The following is a 25807-nucleotide window of genomic DNA, read 5'->3' on the forward strand; positions in this document are numbered from 1 at the left end:
CTAACCATTTAGAAAACGCCCCAAATACAGTCTGTTACTGGATTGTTGGAAAGTCTCGGAGTTGGGTAATAAATTCGTTTTACTTTTGTTTTGCTGTAGGGGCGTTTTTGATAGAATGTGCGCCCTTCGAAAGACGGGAAGATTGTTGCCAGCTATATGATGAGCTTATTGAATTGGGCTGACTGGGTGATTTTGGGAATTATCACACTGTCGACCGTTGTCAGTATCGTGCGCGGGTTTGTTAAAGAGGCATTATCCCTGGTCAGCTGGGTTCTTGCATTTATTGTCGCGCGCATGTTTTACGTTAACTTGGCGACATTGCTGGAAGGGCTCATAGCAGCGCCCTCTGTCAGGCTCCTGGTAGCATTCGCACTTCTTTTTGTGGCAACCCTGATAATCGGAGCGTTGCTTAATCATCTTATTTCAGCGTTAGTGAAGACGACGGGACTTTCCGGTACCGACAGGGTATTGGGGATGGTGTTCGGACTGGTGCGCGGTGTGATTCTGGTTGTGGTGGTAGTTGCGCTGCTCAGGTTGACCCCGGTGACCCAGGATGCCTGGTGGTCTGAATCTTCATTAATTTCACATTTCGAAAAGATTGAGGCTTGGTCACGTGCTGTGTTCGGAGACCCAATCAAGTCTATGCTTAAATCAACGAACGGATGACTTCCGGTGTTAAAATTACCGGAGTTATCCGGTCAGTGCGCTCAAGCAAAAGGGTGAGGTAGAAATCATGTGCGGTATTGTTGGTATCGTCTCTAAGTCCAATGTTAACCAGGAATTGTACGATGCTTTAACGGTGCTCCAACACCGGGGGCAGGATGCCGCAGGAATTGTGACATTCCAGGACGAGCGCTTCTTTTTGCGCAAGGATAATGGTTTGGTTCGTGATGTGTTCCGTACAAGACACATGTTACGGCTGGCCGGAAATGTGGGGATCGGCCATGTTCGCTATCCTACTGCGGGTAGCTCAAGCTCAGCGGAAGCTCAGCCCTTCTATGTAAACTCGCCTTACGGGATTACGTTGGCGCATAACGGCAACCTGACGAACACCGAGGAAGTTGCCAACGAAATCTATCGGACAGACCTGCGTCACATCAATACCAATTCAGACTCAGAAGTCTTGCTCAACGTTTTTGCACATGAGCTGCATAAACTCGGTAAGCTTGTGCCGACAAAGGATGATGTTTTTGCCGCGGTCAATGCCGTTCATAAGCGAGTGAAAGGTGCCTATGCTGCGATCGCGTTGATCACCGGCTATGGTATCGTCGCATTTCGCGATCCGAATGGCATTCGGCCTGCCTGTTACGGCAAGCGCGTCAGTGAGCGCGGTACAGAGTATATGATCGCCTCTGAAAGTGTTGCATTAAGCTCGCTTGGTTTTGAATTGGTGCGTGATATTCAACCTGGCGAAGCAGTATATATAGAAACAGACGGCACCCTGCATACTCAGCAGTGTGCTGAAAAACCCGTGTTGAATCCCTGTATCTTTGAGCTGGTTTATTTTGCTCGTCCGGATTCTATTATTGATGGGATTTCAGTCTATAAAGCCCGCCTCAGGATGGGGGACCATCTGGCAGAGAAAATTCGTCGTGAGAATCCGGAACACGATATTGACGTGGTCATGCCGATTCCTGATACCAGTCGTACTTCAGCGATGCAAATGGCGTTGAATCTGGGAATCAAATATCGCGAAGGGTTCATGAAAAACCGGTATATTGGCAGAACTTTTATCATGCCCGGTCAGAGTGAACGGAAGAAATCGGTGCGCCAGAAGCTGAATCCTATTGAGTTAGAGTTTCGGGGCAAAAACGTCATGCTGGTGGATGATTCGATTGTCCGAGGTACCACTTGTAAGGAAATCGTTCAGATGGCCAGGGACGCGGGAGCCAAGAAGGTTTATTTTGCCTCAGCTGCGCCAGCAGTGAGGTACCCGAACGTTTATGGTATCGATATGCCAGCAGCGAATGAACTGATTGCCCATGGGCGCACTGTAGAAGAAGTGCGGACCATGATTGGGGCCGACTGGTTGGTATACCAGGATCTTGATGATTTGATCGAGTGTGCCCGAGAGGGTAATGCCGATATTGAGAAGTTTGATTGCTCGGTGTTTGACGGCAAATATGTTACTGGGGACATTACAGATACTTATCTGCAGCGTCTGGAATTGCTGCGTAGTGACACCAATAAGTCACAGCGTGAAAAAGAACTGATGTCTGCTCAAGTGCCTTTGGATCTGCATAACGATGAGTAAGATCAACTGACAGTGTTTTTTGTAAGATCAACAGTGCAAATGAACAGACAGTAACTTATTGATAGGCTGGTGCCGAGAATGGCAAGAAAGACAGATACCTGGGAAATTCTGAGTGCCCCTGACCTGGATTGGCAAGATGCAACCCAGGCGATCAGGGCGGGGCAGCAGAGAACTCACCAGCAGGAACATAGTGAGGTGCTTTATCCGACCTCAAGTTTTGTGTTCAAGTCAGCTGCAGAAGCGGCAGCAAAGTTTGGTGGAGAAGAGGCCGGGAATATCTACTCGCGATTCACCAATCCGACTGTTTCTATGTTCGAAGAGCGACTGGCGGCACTTGAGGGGGCTGAGCGTTGTCTTGGTACTTCCTCTGGTATGGCGGCGATACTGGCGACGTCCATGGCATTGTTGAAGTCCGGCGATCATGTGGTGTGCTCACGCAACGTTTTTGGTACGACACATGTTGTGTTTGAGAAATATCTAAAGAAATTCGGCGTAGAAACCACCTTTGTCAGTCTTACTGATATTGGGGGATGGAAGGCTGCATTAAGGGAGAATACGCGTTTTCTGTTCCTGGAAACCCCATCCAACCCATTGAATGAAGTAGCGGATATCCGCGCTCTAGCAGATCTGGCACATGAGAATGGTAGTCTGTTGATCGTGGATAATTGCTTTTGCACTCCGATACTGCAGAAGCCTCTTTCCCTGGGGGCTGATCTTGTGATTCACTCCGCAACCAAATTCCTGGATGGCCAGGGACGTTGTATCGGAGGGGCGGTTGCAGGCTCAAACGCGTTGGTAGAGGAAGTCTTCGTTTTTATGCGGTCAGGTGGCTTTACCATGAGTCCATTTAACGCATGGGTCTTCCTCAAAGGGTTGGAAACTCTGCCAATTCGTATGAAGGCCCATTGTGAGCAGGCGTTGGCGCTGGCTGCTTGGCTAAAAGAGCAGGACTGGGTTGAAAAAGTCTACTATTGTGGTTTGCCGGAACATCCGGCTCATGAGTTGGCCAGCAAGCAGCAAAAGGGCTATGGTGGTGTAATTTCCTTCAAGGTTAAAGGCGGCAGGAAAGAGGCCTGGGCATTGGTTGATAATACAGAATGGATATCGATCACAGCTAATCTGGGAGACACCAAGACCACCATGACTCATCCTGCAACCACGACTCATGGCAGGCTTTCAGAACAAGAAAAGCAGTTGGCCGGTATATCTGAGAACCTGATACGGATCTGCGTGGGTCTTGAGGATATAGAAGATATCAAGCAAGATTTGCTTCGAGGCGCTGCGAGAATAGCGTGAATGGTTCAGCCGAAGGTGATACTGCCTTCGGCGATCCTAAAAATAGCGCTTTTTTGAATAGATAAAACTGTTTAAAAACAGTTAATTATATTGGTTGCTTAATTTTAATTGTTAAATGCTCCCCGTCATCTCTCTTACTGGTTCAACTCCCTGTTACCCTTGTGTACACTAGAGTCCGGTAATTATCAGGCCTTGGAGTAAAAGGCCTTTCAAATCCTATGGCAGCAGAATTAGATCAAACCAGAACCAAGCGATATATCGAGCAGGGGCTTCGAGAAGGCCTTCTTATCCTGTGCGTTACCCTCGCAGCATACCTCGTTATTGCACTGATATCCTATGATCCGAATGATCCTGGCTGGACGAATACCGGTCGGCACTCTCAGGTCGTCAACTATGCCGGTGCAGTCGGTGCCTGGATCGCCGACGTGTTGCGATATTTCTTTGGTAACGTGTCTTATCTCTTTCCCTTATTATTTGCTGTAAAAACCGTGCAGCTTTTCCGGCAGAGGCATAAGAAAGTGCCGATCAACTGGCCGATTACCGGTTTGAGAGTTTTCGGCCTGGTCTTACTGATGGTGGCGGGATGTTCTCTTCTGGCGATGTATTCTGTTGCCGGATCGGGCCCAATGGCCGGTGGAATACTGGGAAGCGAAGTGGCCGAGTGGTCTGTTTCAGTATTCAATATGGTGGGTACTACGCTGATTGCCATGGCATTCCTGTTAATCGGATTCAGTCTTGCAACCGGTTTATCCTGGTTAAAAATAATGGATTGGGTTGGCAGCAAGACGTTAATGCTACTGGGGATGACGGCTGCGAAGTTCAAGGTAGCAAAAGGGCAATTCTCAGAGAATATGCAGCGTCGGGCAGAAGAGAAAGAGGACGTCCGCAAAGAAAAACTGAAGCTGAAGGAAGAAAAGAAGCGCAAAGAACCTAAAATCGATCGGGATGAATTACCGGTTCTGGATAAAAGAACTGATGATGCAGCCCCTAAGCGCAAGCTATTAAGTTTCAGTAAAAAGCCCAAGGATGAGGAAGATGATCTCAGTGTTCCGGTTCTTGATGAGCCTGTTGAGCAACCGGTTGATATGGGCGAAGCCGAGCCTGGCAAAAAGATTAAAATTTCTCCTTTTCAAAAGAAGAGCAGTGGTGAAAGCAAGAGAGCCAAGAAGGATTCCCAGCCTTCATTATTCAAGTTTACTGAAGGTCCACTTCCCCCATTAACGCTGCTGGACCCGCCTGATCCGCATAAAAAAGGCGGATTTTCCAAGGATGTCCTTGAAAATCTGTCTGGTTTGCTGGAAACCAAGCTCGCTGATTTCGGTGTTATTGCGGAAGTGGTTGAGGTCAATCCGGGCCCGGTAATTACCCGCTTTGAAATTCAGCCTGCACCCGGCGTGAAAGTCAGTCGTATCAGTAATCTGGCAAAAGACCTGGCGCGTTCTCTGGCAGTATTGAGCGTAAGGGTGGTAGAGGTCATTCCCGGGAAATCTGTTGTGGGGATTGAAATACCCAATGAAAACCGGGAGATGGTCAGGCTGCGCGAAGTACTCTCATCACCTGAATATGATAGTTCTCACTCTGCACTGTCTCTGGGGCTGGGGAATGACATTGCCGGCAATCCTGTGGTGGAGAACCTGGCAAAAATGCCTCACCTGTTGGTTGCCGGTACCACAGGCTCAGGTAAATCGGTCGGTGTAAATGCGATGATACTGAGCATGTTGTTCAAAGCAACACCGGAAGAGCTCAGGCTGATCATGATCGACCCCAAGATGTTGGAGCTCTCAATATATGATGGCATTCCACATCTTCTAACCCCCGTCGTTACAGACATGAAGGAAGCGGCCAATGCGCTGCGCTGGTGTGTGGGTGAAATGGAGCGGCGCTATCGCCTGATGGCTGCTTTAGGGGTCAGGAATCTTGCAGGTTACAACAAGAAGGTCAAGGATGCTCAGGAAGCCGGAGAGCCTATCCTGGACCCGCTATGGAAGGCCTCTGAGCACGCCCTGGACGATGAGACTCCTTCAGAATTGAATACATTACCATTTATTGTGGTGGTGGTAGATGAGTTTGCCGATATGATGATGATCGTCGGCAAGAAAGTGGAAGAGTTGATTGCGCGGATTGCACAGAAGGCCAGGGCGGCAGGGATACATCTGATTCTGGCAACGCAGCGACCCTCGGTTGATGTCATTACCGGTTTGATTAAAGCCAATGTGCCAACCCGGATTGCTTTTCAGGTTTCCTCCAAGATCGATTCACGGACGATTCTGGATCAGGGCGGCGCTGAGCAGCTTCTCGGGCATGGAGATATGCTTTACATGCCGCCAGGTATCAGTTTACCGATTCGTGTGCACGGTGCTTTCGTGGCTGATGAAGAAGTTCATGCGGTCGTTAGCGACTGGAAGCGACGGGGAGAGCCGGATTACCTGGATGAAATTCTGGATGGGGTGACAGACAGCGAATACGTCGCCAGCATGGATGGTGGAAGTGGCGACAACGGTAACGGCACAGAACAGGACGAACTGTTTGATCAGGCCGTTGCATTTGTCACTGAGTCGCGCAAGGCCTCTATTTCTGCAGTTCAACGTCGGCTGAAAATTGGTTATAACCGAGCCGCTAACCTGGTGGAAGCCATGGAAGCGGCCGGTGTGGTATCTTCCGCAGGGCATAATGGTGCCAGGGAAGTTCTGGCACCGCCTCCACCCAGGGATTAATTTATGCGCATTATGTTATTTGTACTGGCCTTATGCGCCAGTTTAATCAGTTTTGTTACCCAGGCTAAAACGGCCTCTGAAGAGCTAACAAAATTACTGAAACCTATTGAAACCTTTTCTGCCTCATTTGAGCAGACGCTGATTTCTGCCTCGGGGCAGACTTTGCAACAGGTGAACGGCACGCTAAAGGCTCAAAGGCCGGGATTATTCTACTGGCATACTCAGCCTCCATTGGAGCAGGTTATTGTGACTGATGGTGAGAAAGTGTGGTTGCACGACCCGGATCTTGAGCAGGTCACTGTTCAAACCCTTTCCCAACAATTGTCAAATACACCAGCTTTGCTGTTGAGCGGTGAGGTTGCCACGATTGACAATGAGTACGATGTTGAACGCAAAGAATCTGGCAATGACACGGTTAAGATCTTTGAGTTAACGCCCAAAGGGGTTGACTCCCTATTCGACACCTTAAAACTGGCATTCAGTAACGGTGCATTGACGACTATGGAGCTTAAAGATTCTCTCGGACAAGTGACTACCTTATATTTCAGTGGCGCTGAAATGAATGTGCCATTCAGTGACAATACTTTTCACTTCGAAATTCCTCCTGGTGTCGACGTCATAAGGGAGTGATGCCTTGAACCTAAACCTGTTTGAGGCTGAAGGCGGGGGTCGTGAATACGCACCGCTTGCCGCTCGTCTCAGACCCCAGACTGTTGCTGATTATGTTGGTCAGGAACATTTGCTAGGCCCTGACCGACCTCTGCGCAAGGCGCTTGAACGGGATAATATCCACTCAATGATCCTGTGGGGGCCGCCAGGGGTGGGGAAGACCTCTCTGGCAAAACTGATTGCGGCCACAACCGGGGCAGAGTTTCTGACCATGTCAGCCGTACTACACGGCGTGAAGGACATTCGTGAGTTTGGCGAGCTGGCCAAAAAGCACCGACAGGCAGGCAAACGAACCATTGTCTTTGTCGATGAGGTGCATCGTTTCAATAAAGCCCAACAGGACGCGTTTTTACCTTATGTGGAAGATGGTGATTTCGTCTTTGTTGGCGCTACTACGGAAAACCCATCCTTTGAATTGAATAATGCTTTGCTTTCCAGGGCTCGGGTATATTTGCTCAAATCGCTTTCTATTGATGACCTGACAGGATTAATGCGGAAAGCGTTGACGGACGCAGAGAAAGGGCTGGGAGAGGTAGAATGGGATATATCCGATGAGCTGCTGCATAAGGTGGCGATGGTGGCTGACGGCGATGCCCGGCAGGCTCTCAACCTGATTGAAACCATGTCAGATTTGGCCGAGGTGCTGAACAACAAAGGGACCTTGACTGAAAATATGCTCGCGGAAGTGACGCAAATGTCGCTGAAACGGTTTGATAAAGGCGGAGACGTTTTTTACGATCAGATATCGGCCTTACACAAGTCCGTTCGGGGATCGAATCCGGATGCTTCGCTCTACTGGTTTGCACGAATGCTCGATGGCGGATGTGATCCGCTTTATATCGCTCGGCGTGTTGTGCGTATGGCGAGCGAAGAGATCGGTAATGCAGATCCAAGAGCGTTGCCTCTGGCCTTGGCCGCATGGGATGTACAGGAGCGACTGGGGAGTCCGGAAGGAGAATTGGCGATCGCGCAGGCAATTACCTACCTTGCCGCAGCTCCAAAGAGCAATGCGGTTTACAAGGCCTATAATCAAGCTCGTTCCTTTGTTAAAGACTCGCCAGACTATCCGGTTCCTATGCACTTGAGAAATGCACCCACGTCATTGATGAAGGAGTTGGGATACGGTCACGAATACCGTTATGCCCATGATGAGCCAGAAGCCTACGCTGCTGGTGAAAACTATTTTCCAGATCAATGCGAGCCTGTTACTCTTTATGAGCCTGTACCCAGAGGCCTGGAGTTGAAAATCGGTGAAAAACTAAAGCGATTGAAAGTGTTGGACGAAGAAGCGCTGGCACGCGCTGGGGGCACACCGGAATCCAGCAAATAATCGGGTCTGGCCCAAATCCGAATTGACACCTCATCAGGGTCGGTAACTAACCAGGATACAAAGCCATCGTGAATGTCACCCATTTGTTAATAGTCGGAGCTGGCGGCGCAATCGGTGCCATCGGTCGTTATATGGTAGTGGCCCTGACGACAAATCTGCTCGGCAATAAGTTTCCCTGGGGTACATTTGTTGTGAATCTGATCGGCTCGTTTTTACTGGGGGTTGCGTTTGTTATCGTGCTTGAAAAACTGCATGGGCAAGCAGAGTTGCGGTCTCTGGTGATGGTTGGCTTTCTTGGCGCTTTTACGACATTTTCTACTTTCTCTCTGGAAGTATTCAGCTTATTCCATAGCGGCCATGTAATCTCTGCTATGGCCTATATCCTAATGAGCGTTATACTATGCGTTTTAGCGACCGGGCTGGCCGTAACCCTGACTCGATTGCTGATTCAGTGACACAGGTTGTAAATCTCTGACGAATCAGGTCTCAGATAAACTCGATTTTAGATAAAAATAAAATCCTATCCTGGTCTAAATACGGAAAATTCACTTTTTACTGAGAAAACCGGAACTATTCATGCTTGATCCAAAACTTCTTCGAGCCGATCCTGAGGCTGTCGCCCAGCAACTGAAGGTTAAACACTTTGAGCTGGATATTGCATCCTTCCAGAGCCTGGAAGAGCGTCGCAAGTCGATTCAGATGCGCACAGAAGAGCTTCAGAGTGAGCGTAACAGCAAATCGAAGAATATCGGGAAGTTGAAGGCAGCCGGAGAAGATATTCAACCTCTGTTGGATGAGATGGCCAGCATTGGCGACAGTCTGGATGAAGCCAAACAGCAACTGCACGAAATCCAGACAGAGATGGAAGCGATTATACTGGGAATTCCCAATATTCCAGATACCGACGTTCCTGAAGGCAAGACAGAAGATGACAATGTAGAAGTGCGCCTCTGGGGGGAGCCCAAAAATTTCTCCTTTGAGCCACGTGATCACGTCGACCTGGGAGAGGCTCTGGGCCTGCTGGACTTTAATAAAGCTGCCAAGATCAGTGGTTCCCGTTTCGTCACCATGCATAGCGGTCTGGCAAGGCTGCATAGGGCACTGGCCCAGTTCATGCTGGATACTCATACTCAGGAAAACGGATATCAGGAGGTCATGGTACCTTACCTGGTTCATGCTGAGGCATTGCAGGGGACTGGGCAACTTCCCAAGTTCGAGGAAGATTTGTTCAAGATTCCCGGCGAACATGATTTTTATCTGATTCCGACAGCAGAGGTGCCTGTCACCAATCTGGTTCGGGATACAATCCTGGAAGGAAAAGAGCTGCCACTGAAATACGCCAGTCATACCCCCTGTTTTCGTAGTGAAGCAGGAAGTTATGGGCGGGATGTTCGGGGAATGATCCGCCAGCACCAGTTTGAAAAAGTCGAGTTGGTTCATATTGTGGACCCAAGCTCTTCAGCAGCAGCGCTGGAAGAATTGACCGCAAATGCCGAAAAAATTCTGCAAAAGCTGGAGCTGCCTTATCGGGTGGTGGCGCTTTGTGGCGGAGATCTTGGCTTTTCTGCTGCAAAAACCTATGACATCGAAGTCTGGCTTCCCGGACAGAAGAAATACCGGGAGATTTCTTCCTGCTCAAATTGCCGGGATTTCCAGTCACGCCGAATGCAGGCTCGCTGGCGTAACCCTGCTACAGGTAAGCCGGAGCTGGTGCACACCCTTAATGGTTCGGGGCTGGCTGTTGGACGCGCTCTATTGGCAGTGATGGAAAACTATCAGCGTGAAGATGGAAGTATTGAAGTTCCGGTGGTCCTGAGGCCCTATATGGGAGGAATGGAAACGCTGGAACCTCAGAAATAGAGGCTGTCGTGGATGGCTAAAGACTTCGAAGGGCAATGGGATTTTCTTCCGGTTGCCCTGGATCTGAAAAATAAGGCTTGTCTGGTGCTGGGTGACGGAGAGCAGGCTGCACGTAAAAGTGAACTACTGCTGAAAGCCGGTGCCAATGTGAGACTCGTGGTGGCAAGCCCGGAGTCTGAAGCACTAGAGGAGTTGGGAGAGGCTCGAGCAGTTTCTTTCATCTGTTCACCCTATGAGTCTTCGATGTTGGATGATGTGTCAATCGTTGTGGCAGCATCTGATAATCCTGAACTGAATGCACTGGTGGCTCGTCATTGCCAGGAAAAGCATTTGCCCGTGAACGTGGTAGAAAACCCCGCGCTCAGCAGTTTTATCTTTCCTTCGATTATAGATCGTCACCCGGTTCTGGTGTCTGTCAGCAGTAGCGGAGATGCGCCAGTACTGACACGTCTTTTACGCAACCGTCTTGAATCGACTATCCCGCATGGAGTCGGGCGGCTGGCCGAGTTGGCAGCCAAATATCGGGGCGCGGTAAAAGCGAAATTCCAGCACATCAATCAGCGAAGAAAGTTCTGGGAGCAGACTCTGGAAGGGGCCATTGCCGACCTTGTTTATGCCGGAAGGATGGACAAGGCAGACAAGTTGATTCAGGAGTCCCTGGAAAAGATAGATGTTGATGCCAGAGGGGAAGTGTATTTGGTGGGCGCCGGCCCAGGAGACACAGACCTGCTGACCTTCAGGGCTTTGCGCCTGATGCGTCAGGCAGATGTCGTTTTGTATGATCGACTTGTCTCACCCGCAATTCTTGATCTGGTGCGGCGGGATGCCAAAAAAATTAACGTGGGTAAGGCACGTTCCAACCATACGTTACCTCAGGGGGAAATAAACCAACTGCTGATTGATCTGGCCAAAAAGGGAAATCGAGTGCTCAGACTAAAAGGAGGAGACCCTTTTATCTTTGGGCGCGGAGGTGAGGAGATCGACCGGCTTGCTGATGCTGATATTCCTTTTCAGGTAGTTCCCGGTATTACGGCTGCTGCAGGATGTGCGTCCTACTCAGGTATTCCCCTGACTCACCGTGATTATTCGCAGTCAGTCAGGTTTGTCACAGGGCATCTCAAGAACGACACCTGTGATTTACCCTGGAATGAATTTGTTCAGGAACATCAAACCCTGGTGTTTTATATGGGATTGGTGGGGTTGCCGATTATTGCAGAACAATTAATGGCTCACGGTATGCGGAAAGATATGCCGATAGCCCTGATTTCCAGGGGAACTTTGCCTGATCAGAAGGTGTTGACTGGTACGCTGGAAGATATCACAGGGAAGGTTGAGAACAATGAGGTCCATGGGCCGACAATCATCATTATTGGTGATGTGGTCAGATTAAGGGAAAAGCTGGATTGGATGAATTGAATTAAAAAAACGGGGCAGAAGCCCCGTTTTTTATTTGTATTCTGATTATTCGATTCTGCTCGGTAGCGCGTCTTTGAGCTTGGCATGCATTTCACGCAGGCTCTTTTCGGTTGCTTCCCAATCGATGCAGGCATCAGTGATAGATACACCGTACTTCAGCTGCGAAAGATCTTCCGGAATAGGTTGGTTACCCCAGTGAATATTGCTTTCCACCATCAAACCGACAATCGATTTGTTGCCTTCAAGGATCTGGTGTGCAACGTCCATCATCACCAGAGGCTGGTTGGCGGGATCTTTGCTCGAATTTGCATGACTGCAATCCACCATAACAGCTTCACGCAGTTTGGCTTTTTTCAGGTCCTGCTCACAATGCGCCACACTTACGGTGTCATAATTGGGCTTTCCATCGCCACCACGTAGTACAACGTGGCCATAGGCGTTGCCTTTGGTACGAATGATGGATACCTGGCCCTGGGGGTTGATGCCCAGGAAAGAATGAGGATGAGACACTGATTTCATCGCGTTTACTGCGACGGTCAGGCTGCCGTCAGTTCCGTTTTTAAACCCGATCGGCATGGACAGGCCGCTGCTCATTTCCCTGTGGGTTTGAGATTCGGTGGTCCGTGCTCCAATGGCTGACCAGGAGATTGTGTCCTGGAGATACTGGGGAGAAATCGGATCGAGTGCTTCTGTAGCAGTAGCGATACCCATCTCAGCCAGGTCCACCAGTAACTGGCGGCCAATATGCAGACCCTTTTCGACGTCAAATGAATCGTCGATGTTAGGATCGTTAATCAAGCCTTTCCAGCCAATTGTGGTACGGGGCTTTTCAAAATAAACCCGCATAACCAGATATAACGTATCTTCCAGCTCTTCTGACAGAGCCTTCAGACGCTTAGCGTAGTCTTTCGCCGCTTCGATATCGTGAATCGAGCAGGGACCAATCACGACAAACAGGCGATGATCTTTTCTATCGAGAATGTCACGGATCGTCTGCCGTCCTTTATAGACGGTTTGTTCTGCTGTTTCGGATAAGGGGATTTCTGCCTTCAGGCGATCAGGTGTAATGAGAATGTCCTGGCTGATGACATTAACGTTATCAATCTGGTGTACTGACATAATTTTTCCGTGTTTTCTATAGCGTTCAAGGCGTTACTATCTGGCTCGACAGGGCCGTTATACTGCGCTAATCAAGGGGTAAATGCAATCAAGATCAAGGGGAGCCGTCACACTATTTCACATATACTGCATTTAACATATTGCAGCAATGCGCCTACATAGGAAGTAGGTACAAAGCAGGTAAGTGTGAAACATACTGAAATATGAAGAAGGGTATTTGGTAATGATCAATAAGCGGCCAAAACGAGGCTTCTGTCTCGGGTATTTCTGACAAATGCCCGAGACAGACCTAAAGTCGTCAGATTTCGCAATGTGGCAGGTAAGGAAACGCCTGTAAAGGTCTGTTGTCTCTGCGTCTTTCTGTGCGTCGACGGTTGACGACGGTTTCCGGATGATAATCTTCCGGTAGCTTGGTGATTTTGGTAAGGCGGCGATCAAACCGACGACGATCTTTCGTCAAATCATACATGTCGAGTCCTCCTTGTCTTTGTTATGGACCCACGTATTAGCATAGCAATGATAAACGACGTTGGTGATATCAATTGTTCATAATAAGGGACTGCCAATAACTCTTGGTTTTTAACAGTTTCATGATTTTAGGCGCCATTAGCACTGAGCTGTTTCAAATTGTTAAGCGAATTTAAGGGAATAGTCTATTCGGGCGGCTGACAAGGAAGCCGTTTATCATCCATTATGATGTTCTATACTGAGTCTGTGTGAGCGCGATTCTTTGACAATTGCCTGTGGATGAATTCTCAAGTATTGCCTTTTGTCACAGCCAAAAGATAAGTACAAATCTACACAGTCAAGCATACGTGTCCATTGAAAGGTTGCGGAATTTTTTAACACAGCAATGGCAATGCAGGTGACTTTTGAAAGGTTTTCGAAGTTCCTGCTTTAAAGATTTTTCCACTACACCGGTTATGATAACTCCAGGATGATTTTCGCAGTGATTCCAGAAAAGGACCACGATACTCCACCCACATCGATCAATGTCGATCAACTGGCTTCTGCGCTTCTGCGTGTCAATCTCGAAGAAACAGAAAATATATTTCGACTTGCGGGTACCAAGCTGATTGAAAGTGACGAGGACCGACATGCGGTTGCCACCAAGCTTGCGGATATTAGCCGGGAAAAGAAGCATCAGCTCAGAGATGTTATTAAACAGCTCAATCAGGATATGGGGGGGCTGGACCGGTCCATAATCAACTGCCTTGTGTTTATGAACCGGGCGACCGAGACCTGGCAGGCGCAAACACCGTTGGATCCTTTCGTCAGAAAGTCGCTGATGCGCAGGCGATACATACTGGCGGCACTATTGCTGGATCAGCCGGAGTTTGTATTGGAGCCTTCCCATCCTGTTAATGAAATTCTGGGGTTGGTGGAGGATCTGTTTCTCGGCTGGGAAGAGGATAAGGGGCAGCCTCCTACATTTGTTATGAAGTCCCTCAATGTATTGACACGATTGTTGGATGCCGATCATTGTCTGATCAGAGAGGAGCAGGAACTTGCTCGTGACGCCTTATTTGGCGAGTGGGAGAAGGAACAAAAACGGAGAAAGATGATGGAAGATCGCCTGATTCAGACGGAGCTGGGTTTGGATAATGTTTGGTATGCTCAGCAATTGGCTATACAGACAATCAATAAATTTGCCTTAGGTAAATTATTGCCACCGGAAGTCAGCCATTTTCTGTCGACAGTATGGCTGGACTCAATGAGGTTGATGGTGCTTTCCAAAGGAGAGGAAAGCAGGGAATACCAATTGATGTACAAACTGACTGACCGTATCGTGTTTACTTACAAGGGGCAGCATAACTCCGGTCAGATGCAGCGGGTTTATGATTATGCAGGGCAACTGGTGGATGAACTGCAGAATCATCTGCACAGTCTTGATAATAATACTGAGGAAAAAGAAAAGCAGTTATCCATTCTCCAGTATGTGATTCTCGATATCGTCAAGCAGCAAGAAGTTCCCAGGGAAGAGTTCAAGACTCTGGAGAGCGAAATAGCCGACCAGGAAAAAGTTGACGCATCCGCGGTGATTGAGGGCCTGAGAAGCTTACAGGGCAAATGGTACCGCAGATTTGATCGTATTTGTCGTCTCGTGCATATCTTACCCCGGCAGCAGGCGATTCTTTGGGGGGATTTCAGTGGAAGAAAGGTGGCGCTGGAACCGGCAATGCAGTTTCATCAGGCATTGGCTTCCGGGAAGATCGTTGAGGTTGCGCCGTCCACAAGAATGCAGGAAATTTGTGCCAAGGTGGCACAGGATGTTGTGACCACAGACATCGAGCATCGAAAAGCCCTGCAGAAAAAGCTCGACGAAGAGCGTAGCATCCGAGCCGCAGCGAAAGCCAAAGCTGAGGAGGAAGCCAGGGCCATCATGGCGGCCAGAGAAGAGGCCAGGAGAAAGCTGGAGGCAGAGAAGGCCGAAAGGGATGAGAGAATGCGCCAGCAGGCTCTGGAAGAGGAAGAACGTACACGCCTGGAGGCGGAAAGTGAAGCTTTGGAGGCAATCGACAGCCTGAGAATAGGGGGCTGGGCAGCATTTGAAAAAGACGGCAGGGAAATCAGAGCTAAACTTGGAGTACGTTTCAATGCCACAGGGAGGTTGGTGTTTGTGGATGAATTTGGAATGAAACTCGCCGAGCTGCAGCGCGATGAGGCAAAGAGCTTGATTCTGGAAGGCAGGTTCAGGTTGCTGGGGGCTGATGCGGAGCTCGAAGAAAGGCTCTCAAGAGCCGTTGGGCGTATCGGGATTGCTAAGAGGTGATCTATGCATAACAAAAATCCTCTGGATGATAACCTTAGAACAGAGCCGAGACTTCCACATAATGAAGTGATTTATGTGGAAATAAAGTCATCCGGTGCTGTAGAAAGTAGTGAACTTGGTCCGGTTATCAGGGCCTCGGAAACAGTAGACATATCGGCTAATGGCATACAGGTTAGGCTGTCTCAACCATTGCGTGTCGGTGCTTTTATAGAGCTTGGTATTATTCGCGAGAAAACCGGGGATCGTTATGATCTTGTGGCGGAGGTTCGCTGGCAGAAAAGGCTGCCAGGTTCTGTCGGTTACCTGGTGGGACTGGCTCTGCTTGAGTCTGACGACACTTCCATCGTTGAGTGGAAATTGGCTGTGTCAGCGATGCTTGGGGATGATGACCCTGATCATGTGAGATGCTGATTCTGTTTAATGGGACGGTTTTTTGCCGGATCTTTCAAGACCTTAAATCAGGGTCTAATCGGAGTAGATCCCTGATTGATCATCTGCTTTTTGAATATTCATCAGATCTGAAAAATGTCGGATGATTGACAGGTTAAAGTCCTTCCATCGGCGCGAAATCTGATGAGAAGTCCTCTCCCTGCAGTATAGACTCCAGTTCGTCAATGGAAGGGGATGATTGTGTCGGTGCCTGCTGGACGTCCGCCAGGAAGACTATGGCGTCCTGCACTGTCTGATAGGGTATCTCTTCCATCGGCATATGCCCCACACCCGGGTAGCTGATAAATTCCAGATTTCTGACATCTGCTTTCCAGCGCTCTGCCAGTTCTATGGGAATCCAACGATCATCTTCACCCCACATCAAAAGTGTCGGAGCGTCTATGCTGGCAAAGGGGAGTGGCCGTTCGGTCGTCGATGCTTCTGACTGCATCTCCATGGTTTTCACATAAATGGATTTGGCTCCCGCCCTTTGTGCCATGTGCACATAGCGATACAGGTTGTCCTGGCTGAGACGGGAGCGGTCGCCATAGATATCCATCACGTTTTTGGTAATGAGGAACGGTGGCTGAACCATTTTAGAAAGCGTACTGATTACAGGTGCTGTCGCCAGTTTAAATATCCATGGACGCTCCTGGGGGTATCCGGATGGGTCGAGCAGGATAAGTTTTTCGACACGCTCTGGATACTGAACGGCGTAACGGGCGGCAATATAGCCACCGAAGGAGTTGCCAGCCATAGAAAATCGTTCAAGTTCAATATTGTCTATAAACTTGGCGAATGTATTGAAAATATAGTCTTCATTGAAGTCATCAATGTCTTCCGGCCCGCCTGTAAGTCCGAATCCCGGCATATCGAGGGAAATGACCCGGAAATTCTTGCTGAGTTCTTCGGACCACCCATCCCAGGTCTGCAGGGAAGACATAATACCATGCATTAATACAATAACCGGACCTTCCCCGACATCACGGTAGTGAATTTCCAGGTCATTGACCTCAATAAACCGGGAATTCTGATCGGTGTATTTTTTCTTCAGATCCTTCAATGGAATGTCTGCCATACCTAGAGCATTGGCCAGCGTAGGGCTGGCCTTCATCGCCGGCTTCATCGAACTGCAGCCGGTGGTAAGTAGAATCAGGGCAATAAAGGAGCAGAGTAGTACGGACCTTGTCATGATGTTGTCGTTATATCCGGTTGCTGTTCACAAGTGATGACGGTGCATGAACGCTAGATGTTCACAAAAGGTTACATTAATGAGAATTGTCTTTCATTACAGTGACGTGGTCCTGAAATTCTACTACGGGATGTGGTTCTGACGATGATTTGGCCACAAAAAAGGGAAGCCGAGGGCTTCCCTGATGATGGTTGAGAAGTGCGGCAGATTATTCTGCCTCAGCTTCCCAAGCCATTGCGGTGGTGTTGAAACCACCGTCTACATACAGAATCTCACCACTGATACCGCTAGCCAGATCAGAACATAGGAACATCGCTGCATTACCGACTTCTTCAATAGTGACATTGCGACGCAGTGGAGTCTGTTTGGCGTTTTCCGAGAGCATCATACGGAAGTTTTTGATGCCTGATGCAGCCAGTGTCCGGATAGGTCCTGCGGAAATGGCGTTGACCCTTGTACCTTCAGGGCCCAGGCTACTTGCCATGTAACGGGTGTTGGCTTCAAGGCTGGCTTTGGCCAGTCCCATCACGTTGTAGTTAGGGATTGCGCGTTCTGCCCCAAGGTAGGTCAGGGTCAGCAGTGAGCCGTTGCGTCCACGCATCATTTCCCGGGCACCTTTTGCCAGGGCGACAAAGCTGTAGGAGCTGATATCGTGTGCAATGCGGAAGCCTTCACGGGTGGTGACATCCACGTAATTACCGTCAAGTTCGTGGCCTGGCGCAAAACCTACGGAGTGCACCAGAATATCAATGCCATCCCAATGCTTACCAAGCTCGGTAAACAGATTGCTGATATCTTCATCGTTGGCAACATCACATGGGAAAGTGAGTTTTGAGTCATACTCGGCCGCGAAGCCTTCAACCCGGCCTTTAAGTTTGTCATTCTGGTAGGTCAGAGCGATTTCTGCGCCTTCACGATGAAAGGCATCAGCGATCCCTTTAGCGATAGACAGTTTGCTGGCAACGCCGACAATTAGAGCTTTTTTTCCTGACAGTAATCCCATAATCGTTGTCCGTCTGTTTTACTGTTTAGTTGCAATGACCGTCACCAGAAAATTCAGGGTGGCTGTCATCGTTCTTCTGTTACGAAAAGGCTGCGTCGAGAAGTCTGCGGGTATATTCCTGTTCCGGTCTGCCGAAAATGTCTTTCGTCATTCCGTGCTCAACCACACTTCCTGATTTCATCACCATAATTCTGTGGCTGAGTGCTTTAACGACTGCCAGATCGTGACTGATAAATATGTAGGCCAGCTTGTACTTTTGCTGTAACTGGCGCAACAATTCGATCACCTGCTTCTGCACGGATCTGTCCAGAGCTGACGTAGGCTCGTCCAGAATAATCAGTTTCGGTTTCAATACAAGCGCTCTTGCGATGGCGATGCGCTGTCTTTGTCCCCCTGAGAATTCATGAGGGTACCGATCTTTGGCTTCCGGATCGATTTCGACATCCCGCAGAGCTTCCACAACCTTTTGGGTGCGTTCATCTTTACTTAATTCTGGCGCGTGGACCAGTAGACCTTCTTCTACAATCTGTGCAATTGACATTCTTGGGCTGAGGCTACCATATGGATCCTGAAAGACAATCTGCATGTTTTTACGCAGAGGTTTGAAAGCTTTTTGATCCAGGTTCTCCAGTGCCTGACCTTCGAATGACCATTTGCCATGCGCGGTCAAAAGTTTGACCAGTCCCAGTCCCAGGGTGGTTTTTCCGCTGCCACTTTCGCCGACTATGCCGAGTGTTTCGCCTTCCTTTAGATAGAGGTCAATATTTTTCGCAGCCTGTAGTGACTTGATAGGCCTACCCCAGAAGTTCTTTTTTAGTGTAAAGGAAATATTGATTCCTTCAGCATTCAGTAAAACAGGTGCTGTTTCTGGTACCGGATCTGGCGCACCGGTAGGTTCTGCGTTCAGAAGCATCTGGGTATATTCATGCTGCGGCGAAGAAAAGACTTGATCCATTGAGCCCTGCTCAACAATCCGTCCATTTTTCATCACCGCGACTTTGTTGGCGTAATGCCGGACCACACCGAGATCGTGAGTGATCAGGAGCACAGCCATTTGCAGTTTTGTCTGCAGCTCCTTGATCAATTCCAATATTTGTTTCTGTACCGTCACGTCCAATGCGGTGGTGGGCTCATCTGCTATCAACAGTTTGGGATCATTAGCCAGCGCCATAGCGATCATCACCCTTTGCTTCTGGCCACCGGATAGTTGGTGCGGATAACTGCCGAGCCTGGACTCAGGGTCGGGGATTCCCACCAGGTGCAATAATTCAATTATGCGGCTTCTGGCTTTAGCGCCGGTCAGCCCCTTGTGTAGTAGAAGGGTTTCTCCTATTTGCTTTTCAACGGTATGCAACGGATTAAGGCTGGTCATGGGTTCCTGAAAAATAACCCCAATATCATCGCCCCGGACTTGTCTCATTTCATTTTCGGACAGTTTGAAAAGGTCTTTTCCTTCCAAACGTATCTCACCATCAGGGTGAGAGGCAACGGGGTAGGGTAAAAGTTTCAGAATAGACATAGCTGTGACTGATTTGCCGGAACCGCTTTCGCCCACCAGCGCCATCATTTCGCCCTTGCCAATCACAAAAGACACTTGATCTACTGCAACTGTGGTGCGTTTCTCCTGATGAAAATGGACGCTCAAATTATTGATTTCGAGTAGCTTAGAAATCTGATCAGTGTTGTTTTCTTGGGTCGAAGGCATCGCGAACCGCTTCTCCGATGAATACCAGTAATGTCAGCATGACTGCCAGGACCATGAAAGCTGAAATGCCAAGCCAGGGGGCATGCAAATTGGACTTGCCCTGAGAGATCATTTCGCCCAGGGATGCGGATCCCGGAGGCAAGCCAAAGCCGAGAAAATCGAGGGAGGTCAGTGTCGTTATACCCCCCGTAAGAATAAAGGGCATGAATGTCAGTGTCGCCACCATTGCATTCGGTAACATGTGTTTGAACATAATGACCCGATTGTCGAGACCTAGTGCCCGTGCGGCTCTGACATATTCAAAGTTTCTGGCCCGGAGAAATTCTGCTCTGACAACATCCACCAGTGCCATCCAACTGAAAAGTAGCATGATTCCTATCAACCACCAGAAATTTGGCTTAACGAAGCTGGACAGTATCAGCAGAAGGTAGAGCACAGGCAGGCCTGACCATATTTCAAGAAAACGCTGCCCAATCAAATCGATTTTGCCGCCATAGAAGCCCTGTACTGCTCCAACAAAGACCCCGACCAAAGAGCTGAAAAGTGTCAGCACCAGACCGAACAGTACTGATATACGAAAACCATAGATCAGGCGTGCAACCACATCACGCCCTTGGTCATCAGTACCCAGCAGGTTCTCTTCTGAGGGAGGGGCTGGGGCGGGCTGGGAGAGGTTGTAATTGATCGTCTGATAGTCATAACGTATAGGCGGCCAGATTATCCAGCCTTTCTCATTGATAAGCTCTTTGACAAATGGATCACGGTAATCCGCTTCGGTCTCGAAATCGCCGCCAAAAGTGGTTTCAGGGTAGGCGTTGAACACCGGCATATACAGGTTGCCGTCATAACTGACCAGAATCGGTTTGCTGTTACTGATGAATTCAGCACCGAGGCTGAGGATGAAGATCACGAGGAAAATCCATAATGAATAAAAGCCTCGCTTGTTCTTGCGGAAGTTATGCCAGCGACGCTGGTTGATTGAGTTCCAGGAGGATGGGGAGAATATTTTCACTTCAATTCTCCCTGCTTTCAAAGTCAATACGTGGATCGACCCAGACGTAGGTGAGATCGCTGACAAGCTTCAGCAAGAGCCCCATCAGCGTGAAAACGTAAAGGGTACCAAACATCACCGGGTAGTCACGGTTTATGGTCGACTCGAAACCGAGAAGCCCCAGACCGTCCAATGAGAAAATTACTTCAATCAGTAGTGAACCGGTAAAAAACAGAGACATTAAGGCAACTGGCATACCGGCTATCACAATCAGCATGGCGTTGCGAAAGACATGGCCATAAAGAATCTGGTTTTCTTCCAGTCCTTTGGCCCTGGCAGTCACAACGTATTGTTTGTTGATCTCATCCAGAAACGAATTCTTGGTAAGCATGGTCAGGGTCGCGAAGCCTCCGATAACGTTGGCTGTTATCGGTAGGGCCAGATGCCAGAAATAGTCGGTGACTTTTCCGAAGAGGGACAGTTCCTCAAAGTTGCTGGATGTCAGTCCTCTAAGCGGGAAAAGGTCCCAGTACGAACCGCCTGCAAATAACACAATTAATAAGATGGCGAATAGAAAACCAGGTATAGCAAAGCCGATTATAATGGTGGCGCTGGTCCAGACATCGAAGCGTGATCCGTCTCTGACTGCTTTTCGGATGCCCAGAGGAATAGAGATCAGGTAAATAATCAGGGTGGACCATAATCCCAGGGAAATGGAAACAGGCATTTTGTCGATGATTAGATCGACCACGGTTCTGTCCCTGAAAAAACTTTCCCCGAAATCGAATGTTGCGTAGTTTTTTAGCATCAGGAAAAAACGTTCGTGAGCAGGTTTGTCGAAACCGTAGAGTTTCTTGATCTGTTCAACAAGTTCAGGGTCAAGACCCTGAGCTCCCCGATAGTTTGAATCGCTGCCCGAACTACTTTGGACTTCGCTGCCACTGCCGGCAACGCGGTTTTCCACCTCCGAACCCAGGCCTTCCAGTTTGGCCAGCGTTTGTTCTACCGGGCCGCCAGGGGCGGCCTGAACAATGATGAAATTAAGGAGCAGGATGCCTAACAGAGTAGGGAATATCAGTAAAATTCTTCTTAGTATATATTGCCACATAGATATTGGCCGGCCTTGAAGTTATTTAATCCACCAAGTGCTTAAGTCTGAACCTAATTTAGTCTGTTTTTCCGGGTGGGCCAGTTTTTTCCAATAGGCGATTCGCTCATAAGGAAGGTGCCATTGTGGAATGACAAAGTGATTCCACAGAAGCACTCGGTCCAAGGCGTGTGTGCGGGCAATGAGGCTTTCTCTGTCAGGGGCTTTTATTACCAGTTCAATCAGTTCATCGATCACCGGATCTGCAATGCCAATGAGGTTTCTGGATCCTTTCACATTGGCTCTTGAGCTGTGCCAGAATTCAATCTGTTCGTTTCCAGGAGAGTTGGATTGGGAGATGGTGTAAACCACCATGTCGAAATCAAAATCTCTCAGGCGATTAATATATTGAGTGGTATCGATACGTCTTAACGATGCATCAATACCCAGTCGTTTGAGATTCTGTATGAAAGGTAGAACGATACGCTCGAATCCCTGAGAGTAAAGGGTTATCTCGAAGGCAAGAGGTTTGCCACTTGCTTTATTGACCAGTTTACCATTTTGTACCACCCAGCCGGCCTCTTTCAGTAACTGAGACGCCTTGCGCAGGTTCTTGCGGATATTGCCTGCTTCCGGGTTGGTGGGAGGCTGGTATTCTTCAGTGAATACCTTTTCTGGTATTTTCCCTTTAAAGCGTTTGAGAATGTCCAGCTCTTCTCCGGAAGGCAATCCGTCTGACGCCAGTTCTGAATTGACCCAATAACTGTCAGTTCTAGAATACTGGCCGTAAAAAAGATTCGCATTTGTCCATTCAAAGTCAAACGCCAACCCTAGAGCTTCTCTGACTTTGGGGTCTTTAAAAACATCCCGGCGAATATTGAATATGAAGGCCTGCATACCTTTAGGAGTACTTTCAGGGAGTTGTTCCTTGATGATGTCTCCGCGCTCAAATTGGGGGCCAGTGTATGCTGTGGCCCAGCTTTTTGCTGTATTTTCCAATCGCACATCAAACTCGCCAGCTTTGAACGCCTCCAGTGCAACGGTATGATCTTTGTAATACTCGTAGACAATTTCATCAAAATTAAAGAAACCTTTGTTGACCGGTAGTTCTGCTGCCCAGTAATCCTTAACCCGTTCATAAACAATCGAGCGGCCGGGTTCAAAGGATTTGATTTTATAAGGGCCACTGCCAAGGGGGACTGTTAGGTTAGCGTCGGAAAAGTCTCGCTTTTCATAATAATGTTTGGGAAGAACTGGTAACTGGCCGAGTATCAATGGAAGCTCTCTATTCTCGTCACTTTTAAAGTTGAAGCGCACGGTTCTGTCATCCACAGCGACGATTTCTTCTACATCAGCATAATAGGCCTTATAGAAAGGTTGGCTCTGGTCATTTTCGGTGAGCATCTTGAAAGTATAAATTACATCCTCAGCAGTGATAGGGTGCCCATCGTGAAAACGTGCTTTTGGATTCAGATGAAATGCTACCCAGCTACGGTCGTCAGGCATCTCTATTTTTTCTGCGAGTAAACCGTACTCACTGAATGCTTCATCACCTGAGGCCTTGGCGAGTGTGTCATGAAGGAAGCCGATCCCTGCAGCGCTGACCCCTTTGATAACGTAAGGGTTAAAACTATCGAAACTGTCGCCCACTACGCCGAGTTTCAATGTGCCACCTTTCGGAGCGTTAGGGTTTGCGTAACTGAAATGTTCGAAGTCTTCCGGGTATTGAGGATCCCCGTGCATGGCAAATCCATGGCTGATGGTGATATTTGGTTCTTCTGCTGATGCTGTGGTTAACAGGCCGACCCAAATAATCGCCACCAGAAACGTCAGGGAGGAGTAGATTTTTTTTTGCCCGAAAGCTGCAGTATTTATGTCTAAAGACATGATCAACCTTATTTTATTTGTGTATGCCAATTATTTTTCTAGCCACCAGTTTTCAAAACCCAGACTATAGTCCGGCTGGTGCTTGGGCCTTTGCAGCGGCTTCCAATAGGCTGCTCTGAAGCTGCCTAAATGCCAGTTCGGCACTATATAGTGCTGCCAAAGTAAAACTCGATCAAGGGCTCTGAGCGTTACGGAGAGTTCATTTTGTGACGTGGCCTGGATGGCACTTTCCACAAGTGCGTCCACTGCCGGGTGGGATATACCGGCGTAGTTTCTTCCTCCCTGCATTGCAACCGACTCCGAATGAAAATATTCTTTCAGTTCTTGCGCGGGTACCTGACCCTGGGGAAGTACATAAGTCGTGATGTCAAAATCGTAGGTTTCAAGACGTTGTTTGAACTGAGCGCTATCCAGTAGTCGAAGACTAACATCGAGTCCTGCCTTCTTTAAATTCTGTATATAAGGCAACAGAACTCTCTCAAGATTCTTTTGTAGGTAAATGATTTCAAGTGTGACAGGTTGTTTTGATGTGCGGTTGATGAGCCTGCCGTTAGTTAATTCATAACCAGCCTGTTTAAATAGAGAGAATGCCTGCCTCAGCTGAGGGCGAATATTGCCTGAACCGTCCGTTTTAAAGGTAGGTGGAGCTTTAGTGAAAAGAGACTCTGGCAGTTGTTGTCGGAATCGCTGCAGAAGATCCAGTTCCTGGCCCTCAGGAACGCCAGTTGCCCGATAGCCAGAGTTTGGGAAGTAGCTTTCTGTCCGCTTGTAAGCATCGTAGAAAAGCGCTTTGTTCGTCCACTCAAAATCGAACAACAATGATATTGCCTGGCGGAACACCGGATCGTTCAAAGGTGCGCGACGGGAGTTCATGAACAAGCCCTGCACGCCGGCTGGAATTTGATGAGGGATGTCAGCCTTGATGACCTCTCCTTTATCTACTGCTGGAAAGTCATATCCGGTTGCCCAGTTCTTTGAAGAGTATTCCAGGAATATATCCAGGTTTCCGGCCTTGAAGGCCTCAAATGCCACTGTTTGGTCCCGGTAGAATTCAACTTTCACTGTGTCGATGTTGTAACGCCCCCGATTTACAGGCAAATCTTTTCCCCAATAGTCATTCACTCTCTCGTAGGTAATGCTTTGTCCGGGGTCTACTGAGGCGATTTTATAGGGGCCACTGAGCAGAGGAGACTCTAATGTCGTCTTCTCGAAATCACGATTCTGCCAATAGTGTTCGGGTATTATCGGCAATTCTCCAAATCTGAGTAAGTCTTTTGCTGAGTTTGCCTGTCTGAAGGTGACTTTTACCCGTTTGGTTCCCTGTGCTTCTACAGTCTTTACACCAGCCAGAACCTGTTTGAATCGAGGGTGTCCTTTTGCAAGAAGAGTGTTGTAGGAATAGAGGACATCGGATGCCTCTATCGGGTGACCGTCATGAAACCTGGCTTTTTCCCTTAACTGAAAGACTGCCCAGGAAAGGTCTTCAGGGTAGGATACTGATTCTGCTATGAGTCCATAAGCCGTCTGGATTTCGTCACCGGACGGAGAGCGTGAGCCGGAGCCGGCCAATAAGGTTTCGTTCAGCTCATTGATTCCGTAGAGGTAAAAACCGGGTGTATTGTAGGGGCTGGTTCCTTTCAGGGTGTAAGGGTTGAGTGTATCAAAGGTGCCAAAACCAAGTAGTCGGATAGCCCCTCCTTTTGGCGCCTCTGGATTCACGTACTGAAAGTGTTGAAAATCTGACGAGTACTTCAACTCGCCCCAAAGCGAGAACCCGTGAGAGGTAATTTGATCAGCTTTAGCTTCAGCAGTTGCTAAGGCCGATAGCAGGAGGGTGAATAAAAAAAACAGGGACAAAAATACTTTTCGGATGAAACGGGTCATCTTCATATCAGGCTGAGGGCTCTTTTCTTTTTTCTTTCAAGCGAATTGCTTTTCATATCAAACTAATGTTTTTTCATAACAAGCATGTTGATGCTGCATGGCATGCTCTAAATAACCTAGCAATTTCAGCTAGATAAATGAAGCGATTTAAAGCCTACAGAAAGCTACTTTTTTTCTGAGTATGCTTTAGTTCATACA

General features: G+C 48.5%; 20 protein-coding genes. 11 read left to right on the top strand and 9 right to left on the bottom strand.

Annotated elements, in window-relative coordinates:
- Positions 1–117 precede the first annotated feature (117 nt).
- The 9 genes from F566_RS0120190 to cysG all read left to right on the top strand — a co-directional run bounded on the left by F566_RS0120190 (position 118) and on the right by cysG (position 11539).
- Positions 118–666 carry a CvpA family protein gene (locus F566_RS0120190; RefSeq protein ID WP_020408848.1) on the top strand — a complete coding sequence of 183 codons (549 nt, stop codon included), beginning with the start codon at positions 118–120 and terminating at the stop codon, positions 664–666.
- Between the two features lie 67 nt (positions 667–733).
- Positions 734–2254, top strand: a complete 1521-nt coding sequence (gene purF, locus F566_RS0120195) for an amidophosphoribosyltransferase (RefSeq protein ID WP_020408849.1) — start codon at positions 734–736, stop codon at positions 2252–2254.
- 78 nt (positions 2255–2332) lie between these two features.
- Positions 2333–3550 (top strand): O-succinylhomoserine sulfhydrylase, encoded by a 1218-nt coding sequence (locus F566_RS0120200; RefSeq protein WP_020408850.1) that lies wholly within the window; start codon positions 2333–2335, stop codon positions 3548–3550.
- Positions 3551–3768: 218 nt separating this feature from the next.
- On the top strand, positions 3769–6264 hold the full coding sequence (locus F566_RS0120205) for a DNA translocase FtsK (RefSeq protein WP_020408851.1): 2496 nt from the start codon (positions 3769–3771) through the stop codon (positions 6262–6264).
- Positions 6265–6267: 3 nt separating this feature from the next.
- On the top strand, positions 6268–6894 hold the full coding sequence (gene lolA, locus F566_RS0120210; protein ID WP_020408852.1) for an outer membrane lipoprotein periplasmic chaperone LolA: 627 nt from the start codon (positions 6268–6270) through the stop codon (positions 6892–6894).
- Positions 6895–6898: 4 nt separating this feature from the next.
- Complete coding sequence (locus F566_RS0120215; protein ID WP_020408853.1) at positions 6899–8263, top strand: replication-associated recombination protein A; 1365 nt, start codon at positions 6899–6901, stop codon at positions 8261–8263.
- Positions 8264–8331: 68 nt separating this feature from the next.
- Positions 8332–8718 (top strand): fluoride efflux transporter CrcB, encoded by a 387-nt coding sequence (gene crcB / locus F566_RS0120220; protein ID WP_020408854.1) that lies wholly within the window; start codon positions 8332–8334, stop codon positions 8716–8718.
- Positions 8719–8839: 121 nt separating this feature from the next.
- Complete coding sequence (serS, locus tag F566_RS0120225; protein WP_020408855.1) at positions 8840–10123, top strand: serine--tRNA ligase; 1284 nt, start codon at positions 8840–8842, stop codon at positions 10121–10123.
- A 12-nt stretch (positions 10124–10135) separates the two neighbouring features.
- Positions 10136–11539 carry a siroheme synthase CysG gene (gene cysG / locus F566_RS0120230; protein WP_020408856.1) on the top strand — a complete coding sequence of 468 codons (1404 nt, stop codon included), beginning with the start codon at positions 10136–10138 and terminating at the stop codon, positions 11537–11539.
- 45 nt (positions 11540–11584) lie between these two features.
- On the opposite strand, the gene F566_RS0120235 is transcribed toward cysG, so the two are convergent.
- Both F566_RS0120235 and F566_RS36965 read right to left on the bottom strand, forming a co-directional pair.
- Positions 11585–12658, bottom strand: coding sequence for a 3-deoxy-7-phosphoheptulonate synthase (locus F566_RS0120235; protein WP_020408857.1), 1074 nt, complete (start codon positions 12656–12658; stop codon positions 11585–11587).
- Positions 12659–12956: 298 nt separating this feature from the next.
- A complete protein-coding gene (locus F566_RS36965; RefSeq protein ID WP_020408858.1) occupies positions 12957–13127 on the bottom strand; it encodes a hypothetical protein in 171 nt (56 codons plus the stop codon).
- Positions 13128–13607: 480 nt separating this feature from the next.
- Between F566_RS36965 and F566_RS0120245 the strand changes: the two genes are divergently transcribed.
- Both F566_RS0120245 and F566_RS0120250 read left to right on the top strand, forming a co-directional pair.
- Positions 13608–15431 carry a DUF1631 family protein gene (locus tag F566_RS0120245; protein ID WP_245555278.1) on the top strand — a complete coding sequence of 608 codons (1824 nt, stop codon included), beginning with the start codon at positions 13608–13610 and terminating at the stop codon, positions 15429–15431.
- Between the two features lie 3 nt (positions 15432–15434).
- The gene (locus F566_RS0120250; protein ID WP_020408860.1) at positions 15435–15842 is read left to right on the top strand and encodes a PilZ domain-containing protein; all 408 of its coding nucleotides are present in this window, start codon (positions 15435–15437) and stop codon (positions 15840–15842) included.
- 133 nt (positions 15843–15975) lie between these two features.
- Here F566_RS0120250 and F566_RS0120260 read toward each other — a convergent pair whose 3' ends face one another.
- The 7 genes from F566_RS0120260 to F566_RS0120290 form a co-directional block, all read right to left on the bottom strand.
- On the bottom strand, positions 15976–17052 hold the full coding sequence (locus tag F566_RS0120260; RefSeq protein ID WP_026180169.1) for an alpha/beta fold hydrolase: 1077 nt from the start codon (positions 17050–17052) through the stop codon (positions 15976–15978).
- 208 nt (positions 17053–17260) lie between these two features.
- On the bottom strand, positions 17261–18055 hold the full coding sequence (locus F566_RS0120265; protein ID WP_020408862.1) for an enoyl-ACP reductase FabI: 795 nt from the start codon (positions 18053–18055) through the stop codon (positions 17261–17263).
- A 79-nt stretch (positions 18056–18134) separates the two neighbouring features.
- Positions 18135–19760 (bottom strand): ABC transporter ATP-binding protein, encoded by a 1626-nt coding sequence (locus tag F566_RS0120270; protein ID WP_020408863.1) that lies wholly within the window; start codon positions 19758–19760, stop codon positions 18135–18137.
- Entirely contained in the window at positions 19732–20772 is a 1041-nt protein-coding gene (locus F566_RS0120275; RefSeq protein ID WP_020408864.1) for an ABC transporter permease, read from the bottom strand. The genes F566_RS0120270 and F566_RS0120275 overlap by 29 nt, the downstream gene beginning before the upstream one ends.
- A gap of 1 nt (position 20773) precedes the next feature.
- The gene (locus tag F566_RS0120280; protein WP_020408865.1) at positions 20774–21859 is read right to left on the bottom strand and encodes a microcin C ABC transporter permease YejB; all 1086 of its coding nucleotides are present in this window, start codon (positions 21857–21859) and stop codon (positions 20774–20776) included.
- Positions 21860–21880: 21 nt separating this feature from the next.
- Positions 21881–23725, bottom strand: a complete 1845-nt coding sequence (locus F566_RS0120285) for an extracellular solute-binding protein (protein WP_020408866.1) — start codon at positions 23723–23725, stop codon at positions 21881–21883.
- A gap of 30 nt (positions 23726–23755) precedes the next feature.
- Positions 23756–25480, bottom strand: a complete 1725-nt coding sequence (locus tag F566_RS0120290; RefSeq protein WP_211210689.1) for an extracellular solute-binding protein — start codon at positions 25478–25480, stop codon at positions 23756–23758.
- Positions 25481–25807 lie beyond the last annotated feature (327 nt).

The organism is Hahella ganghwensis DSM 17046, assembly GCF_000376785.1.
In the GTDB taxonomy this organism is placed as follows: Bacteria; Pseudomonadota; Gammaproteobacteria; order Pseudomonadales; family Oleiphilaceae; genus Hahella; species Hahella ganghwensis.